Here is a 21,804-nt window from a genome sequence, read left to right as displayed (position 1 = left end):
GTCGCTCAGGCCCACTTGGCCTGCAGCAGGTTGATCCCGGGGTAGGGCTGGGCGCGGACACCGGTGAGCTGCTTGGGGTCCCACGCCGTCATCAGCTCGTTGTGCACGACGGGGTACAGCACGGCCTCCTCGGCGACGATGTCGATGTAGTCCTGCACCATCGTCTTCTTCCGGGTGGCGTCCGGCTCGCGTGTCGCCCGGTCCATGAGCCGGAACAACTCCTTGGCGCGGGCGTTCTTCGCCCAGCGGGCGTAACCCATCCACAGGTTGTCGGGCCCGTAGTTGTAATGCATGATCAGGTCGGCCTCGGTGCCGAACTGGTTGGGGTTCGAGGCGGCGGCGACGACCTGGTAGTCCTTCTTCTGGTCCATCTTGGTGAAGACGGCCGTGGTCTCCTGCGGGTCGAGCGTGGTCTGCACGCCGATCGCGTCCCAGGACGCCTTGATGGTGGGCAGGCAGTCGACGATCCAGCTGACGTTGACCGCCATGATGTTGATCTTCAGATTGTCGACCCCGGCCTCCTTCAGGAGCGCCTTGGCCTTCTTCGGGTCGTACGCGTAGACGGTCTTCGCCGGGCGGTAGCTGGGGTTGCCCTCGTTCAGGAAGGACGAGGCGGCCTTGCCGTGCCCCTTCAGGGCGACCTCGATCATCTTCTCGCGGTCGATGGCGTAGTGCAGCGCCTGGCGCACCCGCACGTCGTCGAACGGCTTGTGCGCGGTGTTGAACATCAGGAAGAGGTTGTTCATGCCGGCCCCGCCCTCGACCGTCATGCCGCCCTTCTTCAGCTGCTCGATGTTGGCGTACGGGATGTTGTCGGAGATCTCGGCGTCCGCGCCGGCGCCGGAGATCTTCGCGACGCGCGGCGCCGCGTCGACGATCGTCAGCCAGTTCATCTTCTTGAAGGCGGCCTTGCGCGGGCCGTTGTAGTCGGCGAAGGCCTCGAAGGTCGTGTTCGACTTCGGCTGGTGGGCGGTCTGCCGGTACGGGCCCGAGCCGATCGCCTTGCCCTTGGTCGCGTCGTCCCAGGCGCCCGGCTTGGAGTAGACGTGCTTCGGCATGATCTTGGCGAGGGTGAGCCGGGCGGCGCCGTCCGGGAAGGGGAACTTCAAAATCAGCTCGACGTTCCGCGCGTCGACCTTCCTGACCTCCTTGAGCCAGCTCGCGAAGAAGCCCTTGGCGAGGGTCTGCGTCTTCGGGTCCAGGATCCGGTCGAACACGAACACCACGTCGTCGGCGGTGACGGGCTTGCCGTCGTGCCAGGTGGCGCCCGCCCGCAGCTCGAACTTCCAGGTCGTCGCCTTCAGGTCGGCGGGCACCGCCGTGGCGAGCTGGGCGTAGGGATCCCTGCTGATCGGGTCGGTGCCGAGCAGCGCCTCGTAGATGTGCTCGTTGCCCGCCATCGCGAACGCCGACGCCGTCTGCGTCGGGTCCCAACTGCCGTCGTTGCCATAGCCGATGACGGCCGTCAGGGTGCCGCCGTCCTTGCCGCCGCCACCGGTGTCGTTCGTCGACTCCGGTCCCGAGCAGGCCGCGAGCGTGCCGGTGAGACCCGCCGCCGCGCCCACGGCGCCGGTGTACTTGAGGAAGGACCGGCGGTCGGGGCCGTGCCCGCCGTCGCGCATCACGGGGATCAGGTGGCTCACAGTGCCTCCATGAAGGAGTGGGGAGGCCTGCTCCCCAAGTGCCGGGTGAGAGGGAGGTGTAGTTCTTCCGGTGGGAGATCCCACGTCCTACGTCGTGCTGGCGTGGCGACCATAAGAGGGCCGCGAGTGCCGGTCAAGAGAACGCGCACGGATCAGAACCCGCTGTTCCCGGATCGGAATTGAGCAACCCTCAGGCCCGGACGGGCCGCCGCGCGCACAGAAGTCTCGTCCGGAGGTGGGACGTGGGATGTCATCCGTGCCTACGATGTGGCGCATGCCTCAGGAGCCCATCCGTGAACGGCCCGGGCCCGCCCCAAGGCGGTCCGGTGAACGGCGTGTGAGCGGCCAGGTCCAGCGCGAGGTCACCCAGCTGATCCTGGACCGGCGGCTGCGCCCCGGCGCGCTGCTGCCCACCGAGGCCGAGCTGATGGAGGAGCTGGGCGTCAGCCGCAACTCCGTGCGCGAGGCCCTCAAGGCGCTGCAGGCCCTGGACATCGTGGAGATCCGGCACGGCTACGGCACCTACGTCGGCCAGGCCTCCCTGACCCCCCTCGCCGACGGCCTGACCTTCCGCACCCTGGTCCAGCTCGCCGACGACACCCCCGCGCTCGCCGAGATCCTGCAGGTCAGGGCGGTCCTGGAGGAGGGTCTCGTGCGTGCGGTCGCGGCGGTGCTCACCGACGCCGAGCTGACCGGCCTGGAGGACCTGGTGCGGCGGATGGAGGAAGCGGCGGCGGCCGGGGAGGCCTTCCCGGACCTGGACCGCGAGTTCCACGAGGCGCTGTACAGGCCGCTCGGCAACACGCTCGTCACCCAGCTGCTCGGCGCGTTCTGGCACGTCTTCCACCGCGTCGCGGGCGTCCGCGGCTGGTCGCGGGACCCGGCGCCCGACCTCACCGTGCGCAGGCACCGCGACATAGTGGCGGCGCTGCGCGCGGGCGACGTGGGCGCCGCGCAGCGGGCGATGGCGGACCACTTCCGCGGCATCGAGGCGCGGGCGGGACAGGGATCGAGAGGTGTGGGATGACCCCCGACGGCACTGGCGGCCCCGACGGCACCGGCGGCAGCAGTGATAGCAGCGGCAACCTGGACCGCTTCTACGACAGGCTGACGTCCCTCGCGTACGGCGGTGACTACAACCCCGAGCAGTGGGGCCCCGACGTGCACGCCGAGGACGTCGAGCTGATGCGCGCGGCGGGCGTGAACCTGGTGACGCTCGGCATCTTCGGCTGGGCCACCACCGAACCGACCCCCGGCGCCTACGACTTCACCTGGCTGGACGCCCACCTGGACCGCCTCGCCGCCGCGGGCGTCGCCGCCTGCCTGGCCACGATGACGGCGTCCCCGCCCCCGTGGCTGGCCCGCCTGCACCCCGAGACCCTGCCCGTCCTGGCGGACGGCACCCGGCTGCACCCCGGCTCCCGCCAGCACTGGTGCCCCTCAAGCCCGGTCTTCCGCAGCCACGCGGTGCGCCTGACGGAACGCCTCGCGACCCGGTACGCGGACCATCCGGCGCTCGCCCTGTGGCACATCGGCAACGAGTACGGCTGCCACATCTCGCGCCACTGCCACTGCGAGGTGTCCACGGCGGCGTTCCGCACCTGGCTGCGCGAGAGGTACCAGACCCTCGACGCCCTGAACGACGCCTGGTCGACGACGTTCTGGTCGCAGCGCTACAGCACCTGGGAGGAGATCCACACCCCGCGCGCGGCCCCCTCCTTCCGCAACCCCGCCCAGCAGGCCGACTTCCTCCGCTTCTCCTCCGACGAACTCCTCGCCTGCTACCTGGCGGAGAAGGCCGTCCTCGCCCGCGTCACCCCGCACACCCCCGTCACCACGAACTTCGTGCCCGTCGCCAAGACCCTCGACCTGTTCCGCTGGGCCCCGCACCTGGACGTCGTCTCGTACGACTCCTATCCCGACCCGCACGACCCGGACGCCGCCCAGCGCACCGCCTTCAGCTACGACGTGATGCGCGGCCTCAAGGCCGGGCCCTGGCTGCTCCTGGAACAGGCCCCCTCGGCCGTCAACTGGCGTGCCCACAACGGCCGCAAGCCGCCCGGACGGATGCGTCTGGACAGCTGGCAGGCCGTGGCGCACGGCGCGGACGCGGTGCTGTTCTTCCAGTGGCGCCAGTCGCGCGGAGGCGCCGAGAAGTTCCACTCGGCGATGGTGCCGCACGCGGGCCCCGAGACCCGCACCTTCCGCGAGGTGACCGAGCTCGGCGCCGAACTCGCCGCACACGCCGACCTGTTGAGGTCACGGCCGGAGAGGGCGGACGCGGCGCTGCTCCTGGACTGGCCCAACTGGTGGGCCCTGGAGACCGACGCGCACCCGAGCGAGGTGGACTACCTGGAGGGCGCGCTCGCCCACCACAAGGCGCTGTACGACGCGTCGGTGGCGTGCGACGTGGTGCCGGTCGACGGGGACCTGGCGGCGTACCGGCTGCTGCTCGTGCCGCACCTGTACTCCCTGTCCCTGGACACGGCCGCGCGCCTCACCGACTACGTGCGGGGCGGCGGCACGCTCGTCGTGTCGTACTTCTCCGGCATCACCGACGAGCACGACCGGGTACACCTCGGCGGCTACCCCGGACCGCTGCGCGAGGTGCTCGGCCTGACCGTCGAGGAGTTCGACCCGCGCCCCGACGGCGCCTGGGCCGAGGAGATCCGCCTGGAGGGCGCCGAACAGGTCCTCGCGTACGACGAGGGCGGCCCCGCCGTGACCCGGCATGAGTACGGCCGGGGCACCGCCTGGTACCTGGGCCTGCGCCCCGATCCGAAGACGATGCGCGAACTCCTCGACCGGGTACGGGCGGAGGCCGGCGTGTCGCCCGTGGAGGCGGGGCTCCCGGAGGGTGTGCAGGTGCGGACGCGGGTGACGGCGGCGGGGGAGAGGGTGCGGCTGCGCCTCGATCACCGCGACGGGTCGGTGACGGCCGAGCGCGACCAGGCATCGCGGCAGTAGTCCGCGAAGGAGCGCGGCGCCCGGCCGGTGAGACGGGCCACGGTGTCCGTGACGCGGTCCTCGGCGCCGCCCCGGATGCCGTCGTCCAGGGCGGCCAGGACACGGGCGAACCCGGCGGGGAGGCCGCGTCCGGTGAGCCGTTCGGCGAGTTCGTCGGCCGATACGGCGTGGTGGGTCACCGCCCGCCCCGTGACGTCGGTGAGCGTCGCCGCCACCTCGTCGTACGTCAGCGCCTCCGGGCCGGTGATCACCAGGTCGTGCCCGGGCGGGGGCGTGGCGGTGAGGGCGTGCGCGGCCACCGCCGCGATGTCGTCGGCGTCGACGAAGGGCACCCGGCCGGTGCCGGTCGCGGTCGTCAGGACGCCGTCGGTGCGGGCGCTCTCGGCGTGCGGGTGGTCGTCGGTGAAGTTCTGCATGAACCAGGAAGGGCGGAGCGCGGCCCACTCCTCGAACAGGCCCTCCTCGGCGAGGAGTCGGTGGATCTGCCCGAGGGCGGGGCCGCCCGCCTCGATGGCCGACGAACTCAGCAGGACCACCCGGGTCACGCCCGCCGCACGGGCCCGCCGCAGGAACGGGAGCACGACGGCGACCGGGTCGGGATCGCCGACCGGCGCGACCAGGTAGACGCGGTCGGCCCCGTGCAGGGCGGGCGCGTGCGTCGCCTCGTCGTACCAGTCGAAGCGGACCGCGCGGGCCCCCGGGTGCGGGGTGCGGCCCGAGCGGCTCGCGGCGCGCACGGTGTGGCCGAGGGTGGCCAGGCGGGTGGTGACGCGGGTGCCGGTGGTGCCGGTGGCGCCCGTCACCAGGACGGTCAGCGGGCCGGGCCCGGAGCGCTCAGGCACCGACGGCCTCCGTGAGGGAGCCGGGGACGGCCAGCGGGTTCCAGTAGTCGCGGTAGCGCGTGAAGCGGCCGTCCTTGGCGGTGATCACGGCGATGTACGTCATCTCGAAGGGGCCGTCCGTCGCGACGACGCGGCCCTTCGCGGCGAACTCGACCACGATCGTCTCCGGGTCGGCCGTCTCGTGGATGTCCATGTACGGGAAGGCCTGGTACTCGATGTGGGAGCCGAGGCCGCGCAGGTACTCGCCGAGCGCGGCGCGGCCCTCGACGCGCCGCGGGTAGCCCTCCGGGGCGAAGGGGAACTCGGCGACGGCGTCCTCGGCGAACAGCTCGACCCAGCGGGCCACGTCGTCGGTGAGCAGGAGTTGGATGCCGTCGCGGAACAGTTCGGAGGGGGTGGGGGCGGAAGAGGTGCCAGTGGGCATGGGAAGGTGCCGTCCTCTACGATTCGGACTGTCGGTCCGTTTGACGATACGGACCGCCGGTCCGCTTTGTAAAGGTGTCCCCGCACGAAAGGCCCCGCGCGAGATGACGGTGTCCCCATGACCGAGCGCAAGGCCCGCGCCGACGCGGCCCGCAACCGCGAGGCCGTACTCGCCGCCGCCGACGGCCTGTTCGCGCGCAGCGACAGCCCGCGCGGCGTGTCCATGGACCAGATCGCGGCGGCGGCGGGCGTCGGCAAGGGCACCCTGTTCCGCCGCTTCGGCGACCGCACCGGCCTGATCCGCGCGGTGTTCACGGCCCGCAGCGAGGCGGTGCGCGCCGCCGTCGATTCGGGGCCGCCGCCGCTCGGCCCCGCCACCCCCGCCCGCGACCGGGTGCCCGCGCTCCTGGACGCCCTGCTCGTCTTCAAGCTCGGCAACCGCCATCTGTCCGTCGCCCTGGAGGAGTCGGGCGGCGGCAGCCCGTACGAGGCGGAGCACTACGGCTGGTGGCACGGCGTCCTGCGGGACACCCTCGCGGCGACGGACGCGGTGCCCGACGCCGACTACGCCTCCCACGTGCTGCTCGCGGCCGTACGGGCGGACCTGGTCGAGCACTTGGTGGCGGTGGAGGGGATGTCGGGGGAGGAGATCCGGGGGCGGCTCGGGGAGTATGTGGGGAAGGTGCTGGGCTAGGGCCTGTCCGAGGCCGTGCCCGCCCTCGGGCCGGGGAGCCAGGGGGCGAGCGGCACCCGGTCGTGCAGCGGAATCCCGGCGTACAGCGCCGACGCGGCTTCCTCCTCCGCGCGGGAGGCGTCCGGACGCCCGGTGTCCCGCAGCAGCGCGGCCAGTTCCGTGCGTGTCTCGGCCTCGCCGTGCCGGTCCTGGATGCGGCGGCGGAGGACGAGCGCCGCCCGGAGATGCCGTTCGGCCTCCGCCGGGCGTTCCAGGTGCGCGGCGGCGCGGCCCAGCTCGTGGCGGGCCATGGACTCGGTGTGGGGTTCGCGGACGCGCTCGGCGACGGCGGCGGCCCGCCGGAACCACTCCTCACCCGCGTCCTGACCGCTGCCGATGTGGTCGACGCCGCCCCCTGCCCGGACGCCGACCTCGCCGCCCCCGTGCACCAGCGCGAGCCCCACGCCGATCATCGCCCAGGCCTCCCCGTGCGGGTTGGCGATCGCCCGGGCGAGGGTGAGCGAGTCGCGGGCGTGGCGCCCGCAGGCGGCCGGGTCGCCCTGGTTCAGGGCGGTCAGGGCGAGGCCGAGCAGTCCGCTGGACTCGCAGTGCCGGTCGCCGAGGCGGCGGGACAGGGCGAGGCCGTCGCGCAGCAGGTCCTTCGCCTCGTCGTCGCGGCGCAGCCGCAGGCACAGGTGGCCGAGCGAGGTCAGCGTCCACGCCTCGGTGTTGCGGTTGCCGGTGCCCGCGCACAGCGCGAGCGCGTCGCGCAGCTCGGCCTCGCCCCGGCCGTACCGGCCCGTCACCCAGTGCACGTACCCGAGCCGCTGCAGCACCATGGCCTCGCCCTGCCGGTCGCAGGTGTCACGGAAGGCGGCCAGCGCGCGCTGGTAGTGCGCGTCGGCCTCGTCCGGCCGCCCCAGATGCCACTCGGCGAGGGCGAGCCCGCTGCGCGCGACGGCCTGCCCGCGCCGGTCGCCCGCCTCCTCGAACAGCGTGAGGGCGCGGCGGTGGTGGGCGGCGCACTCCTCGTGGTTGCCGAAGACCCAGTGCGCCATGCCGAGCCTGCTGGTCTCAAGAGCGTGTCCGCTTACGTCCCCGACCTCCTGGAACAGTGCGAACGCGCGCCGGTGCCGGGCCGCGCTGCGGTGGTGGGTGCCGCGCGTGAACCAGTCGGCGAGGCCGAGCCCCGCGAGGGAGCGCGCCTCGCCGTGCCGGTCGCCCGTCTCCCGGAACACGGCGAGTGCGAGGCGGTGCTGCTCCCCGCTCTCCCCGTACCGCCCGCGTGCCGCGTGGGCCCGGCCGAGCCCGCACCGCGCCTCGGCCACGCCGCGCGCGTCCCCCGCCTCCTCGGACAGGGCGAGGGCGTGCAGCTGGTGCTCGGCCGCCTCGTCGTGGCGGCCGAGGCCGTCGTGGACGAGGCCGATGTCCCGTACGGCGCGGGCCTGTTGGGCGAGGTCGCCGGACCTGCGGGCCGCGTCGAGGCCGAGGTCCAGGCCCGCGAGGCTGTCGGTGCCGTACGCGTGCAGGCCGAGGAAGGAGTGGGCCGCGGTGGCGAGCCGCCAGGTGCAGTCGTACCGGCCGAGGCGCGTGGTCTCCTCGGTCACGGCCGTCAGGTTGGCGCGCTCCCGCTCCAGCCACTCCAGGGCCGCCGCGGCCGATTCCGGCGGCGCCGGTCGCGGGTGGGCCGCCGTGCGCGGGCATCCGTCCGGTGTCCACCAGGGTTCGAGCCGCCGCCGCGCGCCCTCGGCGGCGTCGCAGTACCACCGGGCGAGCCGCAGGACGGCGGCCGTACGGGACTCCTCGGAGTCCTCGGCGTGGGTGCGGCCGTGCGCGTACAGGCGCAACAGGTCGTGGTGGCGGTAGCGGCCGTGCGCGAAGCTCTGCAGCAGGTGCTCGTCGAGCAGGGCTTCCAGGAGGTCCTCGGCCGTGTCGCGGTCCGTGCCGAGCAGCGCGGCGGCCGAATCCGGGGTGCAGTCGGTGCCGGGGTGCAGGGCGAGGAGGCGGAAGGCCCGGCGCCGGGGCTCGGGCAGCGACTCGTACGACAGCGCGAAGGCGGCGCCCACCGTCCGTCCGCCGACAGCGAGTTGACGCAGTCTGCCCTCGTCGGCCTCCAGGCGCCGGGCCAGGTCCGTCGTGGACCAGGAGGGGCGGGTGCGCAGGCGGCGCCCCGCAAGCGCCACGGCGAGCGGCAGGTGGCCGCAGAGCTCGGCGACGCGCAGGAGCGCGTCGTCGGGCCCCGGGACCTGCGGGGATTTCACCCCGGGGTGGTCCGGCGGGTCCGCCCCGGGGCGCTCGCGCTCCGTGACGCGGTCGATGAGCGCGGCGGCCTCCTTCGGGCTGAAGGGGGCGAGGCGGGTGGTGCGAGCGCCGTCGAGCCCGCCGAGGACACGGCGGCTGGTGATCAGGAGCAGGCAGGATCCGGTGCCGGGCAGCAGGGGCCGCACCTGCTCCTCGTCGGCCGCGTCGTCGAGGACCACCAGGGCGCGGCGGCCCGCGAGCCGGTCGCGGTACAGGGCGGCGCGGGCTTCCACCTGGTCGGGGACGAGGTCGCCCGGTACGCCGAGCAGGCGCAGGAAGCCCTCCAGGACGTGGGCGGGGTCGGCGGGGGGCCGGTCCGGGGAGAAGCCCTTCAGGTCGGCCCACAGCTGGACGTCCGCGAAGTGGCCCTGGGCGACGAGCTGGTGGGCGGCGCGGACGGCGAGGCGGGTCTTGCCGACGCCCGCCATGCCCTCGATGACGGCGACGACGACGCCGGTGCCGGTGCCCATGTCGGCGGTTTCCCCTACGAGCTCCCGCAGCTCGGCCTCCCTCCCAATGAACTCCGGTATGTCCATGGGGAGTTGATGCAGCCCTTCGATGGCTCGCGCGACGGATAGGTGCGGCGGCCCGTCGCCGTCCGGTACCCCCGCTCCCGGCCCGTGCGCGGAGTCCGTCACCCCCGGCCGGTCCAGGTCCAGGTCCAGCGACGGCGCCGACGCCAGGATCCGCCCGTGCAGCTCCTGCACCTCCGCCCCCGGATCCACGCCCAGCTCCTCGCGCAGCCCGCGCCGCATCCGCCGGTACGCGCCGAGGGCGTCGCCCTGCCGCCCGCACCGGTACAGGGCCAGCATCAGCAGTCCCGCGAACCGCTCGCGCAGCGGGAAGTCACCGACGAGGCGCATCAGTTCGGGTACGACCTCCTGGTGGCGCCCGAGGTCGAGGTCGGCCTGGACGCGTTCCTCCAGGGCGGCGGCCCGCAGCTCGGCGAGCCGGTCGCGTTCCGTGTCCAGGAAGCCGCTCGTCACGTCGGAGAGGGCGGGGGCGTCCGGGCCGTGCCACAGGGCGAGGGCAGCGCGCAGCTCCTCGGCCGCCCCTTCCGCGTCCCCGCGGGCCCGTGCGGCGCGGCCCCGGCCGACCCCGCGCTCGAAGGCGGCCGCGTCGATGTCGTCCGGGCCGACGTCGAGGACGTATCCGCTGGCGGACCAGTTCAGGACCCCCGAGGGCGACCTGGGGCTCCGCTCGGGCTCCAGGACGCGCCGCAGCGCGGAGACGTACTTCTGCAACTGCGGGACCGCGTACGCCGGGGCGGGCTCGCCCCAGACCGCCCGGACGAGCTGGTCGCGGGCGACGGGCCGCCCCCTGCCGAGGAGCAGCACGGCGGCGACGGACCGCTGCCGAGGCGCCCCGAGATCAAGCACCCGCTCGCCCCGCCAGGCCCGCACGGGTCCGAGCAGCGCGAACCGTAACGGCCCCGCGGCCGCCCCGCTGTCGTCCGATCCCAACAGAACACCTTCCGCCCCGCGTTCACGCCACCGTCACATCACCGTGTACGAGCGACTGCCCGTGCATCGCCCAATGATTCACCCAGCGAGACGCCCAACTGTCCCGCGAACACTGGTGAGCCACGGGGGAACAAGACGAAAGGAAGCCGATGAAGTACGCACGGAAGCCGCTGCGGGCCGTCGCTGTGAGCGCTGTCGCCACGGCGATGCTCACGGTCCCGGCGGGGTCGGCACTCGCGGACAACCACCAGACGTCGGCGCCCCAGCGTACGGCGTCGGTGTCGGCGCCCGCCGCCGGGGCGGAATCGGCGGCCGCCTCGTTCCGCTGCGAGTACGTGGGGACCAAGCACGGCAAGACGAAGCGGAAGGCTCCCATCAGGGCGGGGATGTCGAAGCACGCCCGCATCAAGGTGAAGGTCCCCAAGGGCAAGTACGTGCGCTACACCCATCGGTGTGTCAGCTCCAAGGGCACGCACTGGGTGAAGACGACGACGTGGGCGCGGGGATATCTGTACGTCGCCCACATCTAGGCCTCGGGGGAATCCGGGGCATCCAGACCGGGGTCGGCGATCCGTGCCGGGGGGAGCGTCATCAGCGGATCGCCGGCCCCACTTCGCGCCGGGGGCCGGGGGCCGGGGCCGGGAGTCGGGGCCGGGGGGCCGCGTGCGGCGAAGGTGGCACGATCAAGGGATGACGCGCCTGCTCACCCACAGCGACCTCCTCGCCCTCCTCGACCCCGCCGCCTGCCTAGCCGCCCTCGCGGACGGTTTCCGTGCGGCGGACGACGTGTCGGTCCCCGGGCAGCGCGTGCGCACGGACCTGCCGTTTCCGGGTACGGCGACGGTGTTGATCCCCGGCCTCCTGCCCGGCGTGGACGCGTACACCGTGAAGGTCAACGCCAAGTTCCCGGGCGCGCGGCCCGCGTTGCGCGGGGTGATCTGTCTGCACGGCGGCGCCGACGGCGAGCTTCTCGCCCTCCTCGACTCGGCCACGGTCACCGCCTGGCGCACGGGTCTCGCCGCCGCCCTCGGCACGCACGCGCTGGCCGCGCCCGACCCCGCGGGCGCCGCCGTGCTCGGTGTGATCGGGGCAGGCGCGCAGGCGGAGCTGATGGTGCGCGGCCTGCGTACGCTGCGTTCCTTCGCGGGGCTCACCGTGTACGACACGGACGCGGACCGCGCGGCCGAGTTCGCCGCCCGCCACGACGGCCAGGTCTCGGCGTCCGCCCCCGAGGTCGCCGCCGACGCCGACGTGGTCCTCCTCGCCACCTGGTCCCGCACCCCCCTCCTCGCCCTTGCCGACACCCGCCCCGGCCAGCACCTCACCACCCTCGGCGCCGACGAGCCCGGCAAGCAGGAGCTGGCCGGGGACCTGCTGCGGGCCGCCCACCTCGTCGTGGACGACCGTGAACTCGCCGCCTCCATGGGCGCGTTGGCCGCCGCCGGGCTGCCCGCGTCGGCCGCCGACGCGACCCTCGGCGAGGTGCTGCGCGGCGAGCGGCCCGCCGCCCACGCGGACGGCACCTCGACCGTCCGCTCCGTCTACGCGCCCGTCGGCCTGCCCTGGCAGGACCTCGCCCTGTCCTGGCTCGCTTTCCGGGAGGCGGAACGGCGCGGCGTCGGCGGCACCGTCGATCTCCTGGGCTGACCCCGGGTCCGCCGCGCGGCGGAGCTGCTTCGTCCCGGTGGGCGATCCGGGCGGCGGTGCGTGATCGCAGGCTGGTCCCATGACGACCGACACCCGCATGGAACTCCCGCCTCCGCCCGGCCGGTTGCGTGCCTGCTTGGCCGCCGCCCACGCCCGCGCCGACGGCGTCCCCCAGTGGGCGTGGCTGGCCGCGCTCGCCGTACCGCTGACCGCGGTGCCCTCCGGTGTCTGGCGCATCGCCAGCTGGTTCCTCGACGAGAGCACCCACGACGAACGGGGGAGCCTCCCGGCGTGGCTGCCGGGCTGGTCCTACATGCTGCTCCTGTCCCTCGTCTCCGAGCTGTTCGCCTTCACGGCGGTGGGGCTCGTCACTCGCTGGGGCGAGGTCTTCCCGCGCTGGGTGCCGTTCCTGCGGGGGCGGGCCGTGCCGACCATGGCGGCGGTCGTCCCGGCGGCGATCGGCGCCGTGCTGGTCACGGTGCTGTGGACGGGCGCGTTCGTGGCGGAGGCAGCGGGGGTGACGATCACGGGGGAGCCCCTGGCCGAGGACTACCCGACCCGCCAGGGCCCGTGGCAGGCCGCGGCGTTGTACGTGAGTTACGCTCCGCTGCTGCTGTGGGGGCCCTTGCTGGGGGCGGTCACCTGGGCGTACTGGCGTCGCCGCCGCGCAGCGCGGTGAGGAAGGTGGTCCAGGCGGGGGCGCCTATGAGGACGACGGGGCTGCCGTCGGGGCTGGTTTTGCTGTCGCGGACGGGGACCAGTCCGGGGAGCCCGGAGGCGACTTCGACGCAGTTCTCGCCGCCGTCGCCGCTGCTGTAACTGCTCTTGCGCCACTGGGCGTTGGTCAGGTCGGCTTCGCGCATCGTCTGTGGTCCTCCGCCGCCGACTTGATCAGTTTCAGGGACGCCTCCGGCGGCAACGCGGCGGCCCTGAGCAGATCGTAGGAGCCGTGGACTCGCTTCACCACTGCTGGGTCGTCCAGGAGATTCCCCCAATGCACGCCTTCTGTATAGACGGCGGGCGGAGCGTCCTCGAACTCCATGAGCCGCATCATCTTGCCCATCCTCGCGTGCGCTCCCGCCACGAAGGGGATCACCTGGAGCAGCACCTTGTGCTCGCTCACCATCTGCAGGAGACGGTCGAGTTGCGCAGCCATGGTGAGGGGGTCGCCGACCGGCACGCGGAGCGCGGCCTCGTGCATGATCACCCAGTACTCGGGCCGCGCGGCGTCCTTCAGGATATGGGCGCGGTCCATGCGGGCCTGGATCTGCTCGTCGATGTACTCCGGGGCGGCGAACGGATGGCTCACCTCGTACAACGCGCGTGTGTACTCCGGAGTCTGCAGCAGCCCGGGAACCAGCATCGGCTCGAACTCGCAAATCTTCGTGGCCAGCCGCTCCAGCTCCGCTACATGAGCGAAGTAGGCCTCGAACGGTTGGTCCTTGATGAGCTTGCGCCACATTCGCTCGAAAAGGCCATCAGTCCGTAAGACTTCGTCAATCCGCTGGGCCACATCCAACTGCGGCTTACGAATAGCCTGTTCGAACTGGCCGATGTAGCCGCCGGAGACAAAAACCCGCGCACCCAGCTCCACCTGCGTAAACGCGGCCTCCTCGCGCCTCCGCTTCAGCTCCGCCCCGAAGAACTCCCACGCGGCCTGCCGGGACCCATGAGCACCTTTGGCCATGGATGAACTCCCCTCCTCAGCCGCGCACTTGTAGCGCACAGACTCCTGCCGAGTGTAGGCGGACCGCGTCATCGTGGAGACATGAAGCGTGAAATCCGACAGCAAAGGGGAGCCACGTGACGGCGATTAACGCCGCAGGCCACCGGCACTCTGCGGCTGGTCTCGAAGAGGTGGAGGAAACAGTGGAAGAATTGCGTGCCGCCCCGGGTCGGACGGGAATTTCTCTGGCGAAAGCGGCCGGGCACGGCCGCGGGGCGGTGACGGCATGAGGCTGCCGATCGGCACGTACGCGGTGGACACGAGGTCGGGCCGGGTGGGCCGGGTGATGGGCCACGAGGGCCCGTACGTACAGCTGCGCCCGTACGGGGGCGGCCGGGAGTGGGACTGCGCCCCCGAGGCGCTCAGGACGGCGACGAGCGCGGAGCGGCTGCGCGCGGCGACGGCGTACGCGAACGCGCGGAGCCGGGGGGAGGTGCCTTGACGTCTGCCGAGGGTCCCGGTCCGGAGGGGGCGGCCGTTTTGGTCAGGGTCCGCATGCCCGTAGGGGGCGCCGTGCCCAGGTGCGAGCGCTGCGGGCGGCCTGCCTACCCGTTCCGGACCGACCCGATGGGGCCCGTCACTCGCTGAAGCCCCGCGTCGACTTCCGCGGTTTCCCAGATCTCGCGGATCTCCGTCACGGCGTCCATGGGGTCGCCGTCACCGGTGCTGACGAAGCGCTCCAGCTCTCGCAATCGGGCCGCGCGCTGCGGGTGCCGTTCGATCGCCACGAAGACGGCCCAGGAGTGGATGAACGAGCGCAGAGGGGCGAGGCTCTGGGTCTGCTGCGCGTTCGTCGTGGCTTCGAAGAGGTGCCGGGTCAGTTCGGGAACCCGGCTGGGCGCGATCTTGGCCACCGCCGAGCGCAGCGCGGCAGGCGTCAGTTCGGGCATCGGGATCAGCGGGTCGTGCGGGCCGTCGGGCGGCACGCTCACTGGGGCCTCCGGTGCGGGCTGGGGCTGGCTCTCGTACGCTACCGGGCCGCCGGGGGACAAGAGCGGGCATCGCGGCTCGCGGCCCCCACGCGGAACCCGTGGCCGTAGGCCTGCCGCCGTACGCGAGAATGGCCCCATGAGCCTGTTCCGTGACGACGGTGTCGTGCTGCGCACCCAGAAGCTGGGTGAGGCGGACCGTATCATCACGCTGCTCACGCGCGGGCACGGACGCGTGCGGGCCGTGGCCCGTGGGGTGCGGCGGACGAAGTCGAAGTTCGGGGCGCGCCTGGAGCCCTTCTCGCACGTGGACGTGCAGTTCTTCGCGCGGGGCAGCGAACTGGTCGGCCGCGGGCTCCCGTTGTGCACGCAGAGTGAGACGATCGCTCCGTACGGTAGTGGGATTGTGACGGACTACGCCCGGTACACCGCCGGGACGGCCATGCTGGAGACGGCGGAGCGGTTCACCGATCATGAGGGCGAGCCCGCGGTGCAGCAGTATCTGCTGCTGGTGGGCGGCCTGCGCACCCTCGCCCGCGGCGAGCACGAGCCGCACCTCGTCCTCGACGCGTTCCTGCTGCGCTCCCTCGCCGTGAACGGCTACGCGCCCACGTTCAACGACTGCGCGAAGTGCGGCCTGCCCGGCCCCAACCGTTTCTTCTCCGTCGCCGCGGGCGGCTCGATTTGCGCCGACTGCCGGGTGCCGGGCAGCGTCGTGCCGTCGGCGGAGACGCTGACGCACCTCGGCGCGCTGCTCACCGGGGACTGGGCGACGGCCGACTCCTGCGAGGCCCGGCACGCCCGCGAGGGCAGCGGGCTCGTGTCGGCCTACCTGCACTGGCACATGGAGCGCGGCCTGCGCTCGCTGCGGTACGTGGAGAAGAACTGACGCGGCACGCGGAACGTGTACGTAGAGAAGAACCGACCAAGCTCAGCTAGGAGTGAGAGCCCCTCATGGCAGTCGCACGACGCGGAATCCTCGGACGGAGCCGCCGCGAGTACAAGGTGCCGGAGCCGCACCCGTCCGGCGCGCGGCCGCCGAAGATCCCCGGCGAGCTTGTCCCCAAGCACGTCGCCGTCGTCATGGACGGCAACGGCCGGTGGGCCAAGGACCGCGGCCTGCCGCGCACCGAGGGCCACAAGGTCGGCGAGGGCGTCGTCCTCGACGTCCTCAAGGGCTGCCTGGAGATGGGCGTCAAGAACCTCTCCCTGTACGCCTTCTCCACCGAGAACTGGAAGCGGTCGCCCGAAGAGGTCCGCTTCCTCATGAACTTCAACCGTGACGTCATCCGCCGCCGCCGCGACGAGATGGACGAGCTGGGCATCCGGATCCGCTGGGTGGGCCGTATGCCCAAGATGTGGAAGTCCGTCGTCCAGGAACTCCAGGTCGCCCAGGAGCAGACCGTCAAGAACGACGCGATGACGCTGTACTTCTGCGTCAACTACGGGGGGCGTGCGGAGATCGCGGACGCCGCGCAGGCCATCGCGCGGGACGTGGCGGCGGGCAAGCTCGACCCGGGCAAGGTCAACGAGAAGACCTTCGCCAAGTACATGTACTACCCGGACATGCCGGACGTGGACCTCTTCCTGCGCCCGAGCGGCGAGCAGCGCACGTCCAACTATCTGATCTGGCAGTCCAGCTACGCCGAGATGGTCTTCCAGGACGTCCTGTGGCCCGACTTCGACCGCCGCGACCTGTGGCGCGCCTGCCTGGAGTACGCCTCCCGCGACCGCCGCTTCGGGGGCGCGATCCCGAACGAGGAGCAGATCGCGAACAGCTGATCAGGGGGTGTGGGGGTACGAAGTACCCCCACACCCTTGAAAGGGCGGGCGGGTGGGGAAAGCGGGCCCGCCACGGGCGGCCTGTTCAGGCCTGCGCCGCGCAGTCCTCACACGTACCGAAGACCTCGACCGTGTGCGCCACATTCACGAAGCCGTGCTCCGCGGCGATCGTCTCCGCCCACTTCTCCACCGCGGGCCCCTCGACCTCCACGGCCTTGCCGCAGACGCGGCAGACCAGGTGGTGGTGGTGCTCGCCGGTCGAGCAGCGGCGGTAGACCGACTCGCCCTCGTTGGTGCGCAGCACGTCGACCTCGCCGGCGTCGGCCAGGGACTGGAGCGTGCGGTAGACCGTCGTCAGGCCCACGGAGTCACCGCGGTGCTTGAGCATGTCATGGAGCTCCTGCGCACTGCGGAACTCGTCCACCTCGTCGAGCGCGGCCGCCACAGCGGCGCGCTGCCGGGTCGACCGGCCTCGTACGGGGGGTCCCGCAGCGGTCGTCACAGGTGCCTCCCAGCACTCGTCAGCACTCGTCCGCACTCGCGTGGTGCGTCGTCTCTCGCCCGGCCATTGTGCCAGGTGGCTGCCGGACGGTGACCAGAGTGATCTCAGACAGTGACCTCGTCCGACGTGCCCCGCGCGCCCGGCACGTCCGCCGTGCACGCCGTGTCGCGCGCCGCGGACGCCCGCGCCCGCCGACGCGCGAGGGGCGTCGCGAGCAGCGTGAGCACGATGAACACCCCGATCGTCAGGAGCACGATCGTCGCTCCGGGCGGCACGTCCTGGTAGTACGACGTGACCGTGCCACCCAGCGTCACGCTGATCCCGATGGCCACCGCGATCGCGAACGTCGCCGCGAAGCTCCGGGTCAGCTGCTGCGCCGCCGCCACCGGCACCACCATGAGCGCCGACACGAGCAGCAGGCCCACGACCCGCATGGCGACGGTGACCGTGACCGCCGCCGTCACGGCCGTGAGGAGGTTCAGGGCCCGCACCGGCAGACCCGTCACACGAGCGAACTCCTCGTCCTGGCTCACCGCGAACAACTGGCGGCGCAGACCGACCGTGACGAGGACCACGAACGCGGCGAGCAGACAGATCGCCGTCACGTCGTCCTCGGAGACCGTCGAGAGGGAGCCGAAGAGGTAGGAGCTCAGGTTGGCGTTCGAGCCGCCCGGCGCCAGATTGATCAGCATCACACCGCCCGCCATGCCGCCGTAGAACAGCATCGCGAGGGCGATGTCGCCGCGCGTCTTGCCGTACCAGCGGATCAGCTCCATCGCGACAGCTCCGACCACCGCGACCGCCGTCGCCATCCACACCGGGGACGTGGAGAGCAGGAAGCCGAGGCCGACACCCGTCATCGCGACATGGCCGATTCCGTCTCCCATGAGGGCCTGGCGGCGCTGCACCAGATAGATGCCGACCGCGGGCGCCGTGACGCCGACGAGGGCGGCGGCGAGCAGCGCCCGCTGCATGAATTCGTAGTTCAGGAATTCCATCGCCGGGTCCTCAGGTGAGCAGGCCGGTGCGGACCGGGGCCGCGTCGGCGTCGTGCGGGTGGACGTGGTCGTGGCCGGGCAGCGCGTGCTGGCCGACGGCCTTCGGCGGCGGGCCGTCGTGCAGCACGCAGCCGTCGCGCAGGACCACCGCGCGGTCGATCAGCGGCTCCAGGGGGCCCAGCTCGTGCAGCACCAGCAGCACCGAGGCGCCCTGCTCGACCTGGTGGCGCAGGGTGGCCGCGAGGACCTCCTGGCTGGCCAGGTCGACGCCCGCCATCGGCTCGTCCATGATCAGCAGTTCGGGCTCGGAGACCAGGGCGCGGGCGATCAGGACCCGCTGGTGCTGGCCGCCCGACAGAGCGCTCACGGAGTCCTTGGCGCGGTCCGCCATGCCGACCTGCTCCAGGGCGTGCGCCACGGCCTCCCGGTCGGCCTTGCGCAGCACACCGAAGCGGGCCCGCGAAAGACGACCGGACGTGACGACCTCGGTGACCGTCGCCGGGACGCCGCCCGCGGCCGTGGTGCGCTGTGGGACGTAGCCGACCCGCGCCCAGTCCCGGAAGCGCCGCCGGGGCGTACCGAAGATCTCCACCGCGCCGCCGGTGACCGGGACCTGCCCGATGACCGTGCGCACGGCCGTGGACTTGCCGGAGCCGTTCGCGCCGAGCAGCGCGACCACCTCGCCGCGCGCCACGGTGAGGTCGATGCCGCGCAGCACCGGGCGGCCGCCCAGCTCCGCCGTCACCGCGCGCAGGGATATGACGGGCGATATGCCGGACTCACTCTTGGCGTCGGCCATGGCGGATGCCTTCCGTGACGGTGACGGGCTTGTGGCGGAGGTCACTTGGCGCCGAGCGACTTCTGGAGGGCGGCGAGATTGGAGCGCATCACCTCGATGTAATCGTCGCCCCTGGACTTCTCCGTGATGCCCTCGACCGGGTCGAGCACGTCCGTCTTGAGCTTCGCGTCCTTCGCGAGGGTCTTCGCGGTCTTGTCGCTGACCAGCGTCTCGTAGAACACCGTCGTGACGCCGTCGGCCTTCGCCATCTTCTGGAGTTCCTTGACGCGCTTCGCACTCGGCTCGCTCTCCGGGCTCAGGCCGGAGATGGCCTCCTCGGTGAGGCCGTAGCGCTCGGCGAGGTAGCCGAAGGCGGCGTGCGTGGTGATGAAGACCTTCGCCTTGGACGCGGTGTTCTTCAGGCCGTTCTTGAAGTCCGTGTCGAGGCCCTTGAGCTTCTTCACCAGGGCGGCGGTGTTCTTCTCGTACGTGGCCTTGTGGTCCGGGTCGGCCTTCGCGAACGCCTTGCCGACGCCCTCGGCGACCTCGGCGTAACGCACCGGGTCCAGCCAGATGTGGGGGTCCTTGCCGCCGGGGGTCTCGTGGCTGTGGCCCTCGTGGCCCTCGTGGCCCTCTTCGCCCTCGTGGCCGTGCTCCTCCTCGGAGCCGTGCTCGTCGCCCTTGCCGTGCTCGTCGTGCTCCTCGGCGTGCCCGCCGACCTCGTTGCCGTGCTTCTCCAGGCTGGTCAGCGAGGCGGCGTCGATCTTGGTCTTGATGCCGGACTGGCCGATGGCCTCGTCGACGGAGGGCTGCAGTCCCTTCAGGAAGAGCGCGGCGTCCGCGTTCTCCAGCTGCGCCGTCTGCTTGGCGCTGATCTCCAGGTCGTGCGGCTCCTGGCCGGGCTCGGTGAGCGTCGTGACCTCGACGTCGTCGCCGCCGATCTCCTTGGCCAGGAACTCCATGGGGTAGAACGACGCCACCACGTCCAGCTTGCCCTCGTTGTTCTTGTCCGCCGCGTCGGAGGAGCAGCCGGACAGGGCGGTGACACCCAGGACCGTGGCGGTCGCGAGGGCGGCGGTGGGTATGAGGCGTCGTACGTTCATGACAGTCATTTTCAACAAAATTGGAAACCGTTGTCAACAAAGTGTCGATCTGTACACAACTGCTCGCACTGAGCGATGGCTGTACGACCCACCCACCGCCGCCACGCCCCGCCCCGCACGGCCGGAACCCATCGTGAGCACAACCGATTTGATCCGAGGGGTACGGCCGCCGGTAATCTGAAGCATTCGCTCCTGAGGCATGCGCTTCGTCAGCCCCGAAGCGTGGCTTCGCCGTCGTCGTAATGAAGAGAGCACCGTGGCCGCCGACAAGATCGACACCATCGTCAGCCTGAGCAAGCGCCGAGGCTTCGTCTTTCCGTGCAGTGAGATCTACGGCGGCCAGCGCGCCGCCTGGGACTACGGACCCCTGGGCGTCGAGCTGAAGGAGAACCTCAAGCGCCAGTGGTGGCGCTACATGGTCACCTCGCGGGAAGACGTCGTCGGCATCGACTCGTCCGTGATCCTGGCCACCGACGTCTGGCAGGCCTCCGGCCACGTCGCGACCTTCACCGACCCGCTGACCGAGTGCACCTCCTGCCACAAGCGCTTCCGCGCGGACCACCTGGAGGAGGCCTTCGAGGAGAAGAAGGGCCGCGCCCCGGAGTCCCTCGCCGACATCAACTGCCCCAACTGCGGCACCAAGGGCCAGTTCACCGAGCCCAAGCAGTTCTCCGGCCTGCTCTCCACCCACCTCGGCCCCACCCAGGACAGCGGCTCCGTCGCCTACCTGCGCCCCGAGACCGCCCAGGGCATCTTCACCAACTTCGCCCAGGTGCAGACCACCTCCCGGCGCAAGCCCCCGTTCGGCATCGCCCAGATGGGCAAGTCCTTCCGCAACGAGATCACGCCCGGCAACTTCATCTTCCGCACCCGCGAGTTCGAGCAGATGGAGATGGAGTTCTTCGTCAAGCCGGGCGAGGACGAGAAGTGGCAGGAGTACTGGATGGAGCAGCGCTGGAACTGGTACACCGGCCTGGGCCTGCGCGAGGAGAACATGCGGTGGTACGAGCACCCGAAGGAGAAGCTCTCCCACTACTCCAAGCGCACCGCCGACATCGAGTACCGCTTCCAGTTCGGCGGTTCCGAGTGGGGTGAGCTGGAGGGCGTCGCCAACCGCACCGACTACGACCTGTCGGCGCACGCCAAGGCCTCCGGCCAGGACCTCTCCTACTTCGACCAGGAGGCCGGCGAGCGCTGGACTCCGTACGTCATCGAGCCCGCCGCCGGTGTCGGCCGCACGATGCTCGCCTTCATGCTCGACTCCTACGTCGAGGACGAGGCCCCCAACGCCAAGGGCAAGCTGGAGAAGCGCACGGTCATGCGCTTCGACCACCGCATCGCCCCGGTGAAGGTCGCCGTGCTCCCGCTGTCCCGCAACCCGGAGCTGTCCCCGAAGGCCAAGGGCCTCGCGACGGCGCTCCGGCAGAACTGGAACATCGAGTTCGACGACGCGGGTGCCATCGGCCGCCGCTACCGCCGCCAGGACGAGATCGGCACGCCGTACTGCGTGACGGTCGACTTCGACACCCTTGAGGACAACGCGGTGACCGTGCGCGAGCGCGACACCATGAAGCAGGAGCGGGTGTCCCTCGACCAGATCGAGGGCTACCTGGCGACGCGCCTCGTCGGCTGCTGACGACCGGCGACGTTCACTCTTTCTTGGCACGAAGGCCCCCGGTTCCGGCCACGGAACCGGGGGCTTTTGCTGCACACTGGGCGCCATGCCTTCGACGACCACGAGCAAGGTCAGCAGATGGGACCAGCACGGGCGCGAACACGTCGTCCACGTGCAAAAGGCGGGCGTACAACGGCAGTTGACCTGCGACACCTGCGGCTGGACCCGCAAGGCGCAGTTCCTGCCGTGGCTCAAGGCGGAGGAACACCTGGCCCAGGAACACCAGGCGACGGTGGACCCGTCGGGGACGGCGACCTAGGAAACGCCCCGACGGGGCGCGGGGGACATGGGGAGCGCCCCAAAGGGGCGCGGGGAACTGCGCGACCAGCCACGACGCACCCGCACCCGAAAA

22 protein-coding genes are annotated in these 21,804 nt (G+C 71.9%); 11 read left to right on the top strand and 11 right to left on the bottom strand.

The genetic code is table 11. From position 1 onward, the window contains the following. Positions 1–5 precede the first annotated feature (5 nt). Positions 6–1,622, bottom strand: coding sequence for an ABC transporter substrate-binding protein (locus OO63_RS17100; RefSeq protein ID WP_030357686.1), 1,617 nt, complete (start codon positions 1,620–1,622; stop codon positions 6–8). A gap of 286 nt (positions 1,623–1,908) precedes the next feature. On the opposite strand from OO63_RS17100, the gene OO63_RS17095 reads away from it, so the two are divergent. Continuing rightward, on the top strand, positions 1,909–2,670 hold the full coding sequence (locus tag OO63_RS17095; protein WP_234311112.1) for a FadR/GntR family transcriptional regulator: 762 nt from the start codon (positions 1,909–1,911) through the stop codon (positions 2,668–2,670). Further along, complete coding sequence (locus OO63_RS17090; RefSeq protein ID WP_051810946.1) at positions 2,667–4,610, top strand: beta-galactosidase; 1,944 nt, start codon at positions 2,667–2,669, stop codon at positions 4,608–4,610. The genes OO63_RS17095 and OO63_RS17090 overlap by 4 nt, the downstream gene beginning before the upstream one ends. On the opposite strand, the gene OO63_RS17085 is transcribed toward OO63_RS17090, so the two are convergent. Together OO63_RS17085 and OO63_RS17080 are read right to left on the bottom strand one after the other, a co-directional pair. Then, on the bottom strand, positions 4,559–5,452 hold the full coding sequence (locus OO63_RS17085) for an NmrA family NAD(P)-binding protein (RefSeq protein WP_199819473.1): 894 nt from the start codon (positions 5,450–5,452) through the stop codon (positions 4,559–4,561). The genes OO63_RS17090 and OO63_RS17085 overlap by 52 nt on opposite strands. After that, positions 5,445–5,876, bottom strand: a complete 432-nt coding sequence (locus tag OO63_RS17080) for a nuclear transport factor 2 family protein (protein WP_030357682.1) — start codon at positions 5,874–5,876, stop codon at positions 5,445–5,447. Before OO63_RS17080 ends, OO63_RS17085 begins: the two co-directional genes overlap by 8 nt. Before the next feature lie 117 nt (positions 5,877–5,993). Between OO63_RS17080 and OO63_RS17075 the strand changes: the two genes are divergently transcribed. Then, the gene (locus tag OO63_RS17075; RefSeq protein ID WP_030357681.1) at positions 5,994–6,569 is read left to right on the top strand and encodes a TetR/AcrR family transcriptional regulator; all 576 of its coding nucleotides are present in this window, start codon (positions 5,994–5,996) and stop codon (positions 6,567–6,569) included. On the opposite strand, the gene OO63_RS41475 is transcribed toward OO63_RS17075, so the two are convergent. Further along, positions 6,566–10,312 (bottom strand): AfsR/SARP family transcriptional regulator, encoded by a 3,747-nt coding sequence (locus OO63_RS41475; protein ID WP_037631237.1) that lies wholly within the window; start codon positions 10,310–10,312, stop codon positions 6,566–6,568. The two genes, OO63_RS17075 and OO63_RS41475, sit on opposite strands and share 4 nt — an antisense overlap. Positions 10,313–10,461: 149 nt before the next feature. Here OO63_RS41475 and OO63_RS45435 point away from each other — a divergent pair, with 149 nt between their 5' ends. The 3 genes from OO63_RS45435 to OO63_RS17055 all read left to right on the top strand — a co-directional run bounded on the left by OO63_RS45435 (position 10,462) and on the right by OO63_RS17055 (position 12,638). Then, complete coding sequence (locus tag OO63_RS45435; RefSeq protein ID WP_030357679.1) at positions 10,462–10,842, top strand: hypothetical protein; 381 nt, start codon at positions 10,462–10,464, stop codon at positions 10,840–10,842. 160 nt (positions 10,843–11,002) lie between these two features. Then, positions 11,003–11,959, top strand: a complete 957-nt coding sequence (locus OO63_RS17060; protein WP_030357678.1) for an ornithine cyclodeaminase family protein — start codon at positions 11,003–11,005, stop codon at positions 11,957–11,959. Between the two features lie 79 nt (positions 11,960–12,038). Beyond that, a complete protein-coding gene (locus tag OO63_RS17055) occupies positions 12,039–12,638 on the top strand; it encodes a hypothetical protein (RefSeq protein ID WP_169786620.1) in 600 nt (199 codons plus the stop codon). Here the strand turns inward: OO63_RS17055 and OO63_RS17050 are convergent. Then, positions 12,598–12,822: a DUF397 domain-containing protein gene (locus OO63_RS17050; RefSeq protein WP_030357676.1), complete on the bottom strand. Its 225-nt coding sequence runs from the start codon at positions 12,820–12,822 to the stop codon at positions 12,598–12,600. The genes OO63_RS17055 and OO63_RS17050 overlap by 41 nt on opposite strands. Next, positions 12,804–13,646, bottom strand: coding sequence for a helix-turn-helix domain-containing protein (locus OO63_RS17045; RefSeq protein WP_030357675.1), 843 nt, complete (start codon positions 13,644–13,646; stop codon positions 12,804–12,806). Before OO63_RS17045 ends, OO63_RS17050 begins: the two co-directional genes overlap by 19 nt. A 265-nt stretch (positions 13,647–13,911) precedes the next feature. On the opposite strand from OO63_RS17045, the gene OO63_RS17040 reads away from it, so the two are divergent. Continuing rightward, a complete protein-coding gene (locus OO63_RS17040) occupies positions 13,912–14,127 on the top strand; it encodes a hypothetical protein (RefSeq protein WP_030357674.1) in 216 nt (71 codons plus the stop codon). Between the two features lie 103 nt (positions 14,128–14,230). On the opposite strand, the gene OO63_RS17035 is transcribed toward OO63_RS17040, so the two are convergent. Beyond that, a complete protein-coding gene (locus OO63_RS17035) occupies positions 14,231–14,617 on the bottom strand; it encodes a DUF6247 family protein (RefSeq protein WP_051810945.1) in 387 nt (128 codons plus the stop codon). 136 nt (positions 14,618–14,753) lie between these two features. Between OO63_RS17035 and recO the strand changes: the two genes are divergently transcribed. After that, positions 14,754–15,503: a DNA repair protein RecO gene (gene recO / locus OO63_RS17030; RefSeq protein WP_030357672.1), complete on the top strand. Its 750-nt coding sequence runs from the start codon at positions 14,754–14,756 to the stop codon at positions 15,501–15,503. Between the two features lie 65 nt (positions 15,504–15,568). Beyond that, positions 15,569–16,396 carry an isoprenyl transferase gene (locus tag OO63_RS17025; protein ID WP_030357671.1) on the top strand — a complete coding sequence of 276 codons (828 nt, stop codon included), beginning with the start codon at positions 15,569–15,571 and terminating at the stop codon, positions 16,394–16,396. An 85-nt stretch (positions 16,397–16,481) separates the two neighbouring features. Here OO63_RS17025 and OO63_RS17020 read toward each other — a convergent pair whose 3' ends face one another. The 4 genes from OO63_RS17020 to OO63_RS17005 all read right to left on the bottom strand — a co-directional run bounded on the left by OO63_RS17020 (position 16,482) and on the right by OO63_RS17005 (position 19,777). Next, positions 16,482–16,898, bottom strand: coding sequence for a Fur family transcriptional regulator (locus OO63_RS17020; RefSeq protein WP_030357670.1), 417 nt, complete (start codon positions 16,896–16,898; stop codon positions 16,482–16,484). A gap of 104 nt (positions 16,899–17,002) precedes the next feature. Next, the gene (locus tag OO63_RS17015; RefSeq protein ID WP_030357669.1) at positions 17,003–17,896 is read right to left on the bottom strand and encodes a metal ABC transporter permease; all 894 of its coding nucleotides are present in this window, start codon (positions 17,894–17,896) and stop codon (positions 17,003–17,005) included. A gap of 10 nt (positions 17,897–17,906) precedes the next feature. Further along, positions 17,907–18,695: a metal ABC transporter ATP-binding protein gene (locus tag OO63_RS17010; protein ID WP_030357668.1), complete on the bottom strand. Its 789-nt coding sequence runs from the start codon at positions 18,693–18,695 to the stop codon at positions 17,907–17,909. A 41-nt stretch (positions 18,696–18,736) separates the two neighbouring features. Continuing rightward, positions 18,737–19,777: a metal ABC transporter substrate-binding protein gene (locus tag OO63_RS17005; RefSeq protein ID WP_030357667.1), complete on the bottom strand. Its 1,041-nt coding sequence runs from the start codon at positions 19,775–19,777 to the stop codon at positions 18,737–18,739. 256 nt (positions 19,778–20,033) lie between these two features. On the opposite strand from OO63_RS17005, the gene OO63_RS17000 reads away from it, so the two are divergent. Next, positions 20,034–21,413 carry a glycine--tRNA ligase gene (locus OO63_RS17000; RefSeq protein WP_030357666.1) on the top strand — a complete coding sequence of 460 codons (1,380 nt, stop codon included), beginning with the start codon at positions 20,034–20,036 and terminating at the stop codon, positions 21,411–21,413. A gap of 85 nt (positions 21,414–21,498) precedes the next feature. Continuing rightward, complete coding sequence (locus OO63_RS16995; protein WP_030357665.1) at positions 21,499–21,711, top strand: hypothetical protein; 213 nt, start codon at positions 21,499–21,501, stop codon at positions 21,709–21,711. Positions 21,712–21,804 lie beyond the last annotated feature (93 nt).

It is taken from the genome of Streptomyces alboflavus (assembly GCF_000716675.1).
GTDB lineage: Bacteria > Actinomycetota > Actinomycetes > Streptomycetales > Streptomycetaceae > Streptomyces > Streptomyces alboflavus.
Note: the sequence above shows the minus strand (reverse complement) of the source record. Positions and strands in the feature narration are given on the sequence as shown.